Raw genomic sequence first — 629 nt, forward strand, 5'->3', positions numbered from 1 at the left:
CTAAGTCCACTGTGCTTATCGTAGTAGTCAAAACCAAGCTCATCAGCGTGACCCATCCAAGCGCCAATTACATCGTGACCGAAGCTATTAGATAATGATGAGTTAGGCTTAGCAGAAAAGATTCCAACTTCTAGGCTTTTATAAGATCGTATAAAGTGACGATGCCAGTTTGATGGGAGATCTAAAATTTTAGACAGTCTTCCGTGAATAAATGTTTTGGTAAGACTAACTTCAGTAATAGTGTTAGTTTTTTCATCCAGCTTTAGATAAGTAATAAGGCCAATATTACTGTCAAGAATATCTGAGTAAATATCACCTAGACTATTACCCAGACTATTTAAAATAAAGGCATTACTCTTTAAATACTTGATGTACTGCTCAATCTGTTGATTTGCTATATCAGGTAGATAAATATATCTGCCTCGAGTATGTTGACGGTTTTCCTTGTCGCTAATAAAATATTTTTTAGTTCTAACATCTATATCTACAAGCCTACCAAAAGGTTCACGTACGGGACGATAACCGCTTGAGACCGAGAGCAGAACATATAAATAATCAGTAAAAATATTATGTAGGTCAACTATAGATCTAGGATTGAGAGTTTTTTTATCCCAAAGGGCAGAATTGAT

At 35.3% G+C, this 629-nt stretch carries 1 protein-coding gene; it reads right to left on the bottom strand.

The window, feature by feature from the left end; genetic code table 11:
- On the bottom strand, positions 1 to 629 hold a 629-nt coding region (locus ACS8FC_RS18695), incomplete at both ends, for a hypothetical protein (protein WP_439297894.1).

Source organism: Psychrobacter sp. 1Y4, from assembly GCF_051847555.1.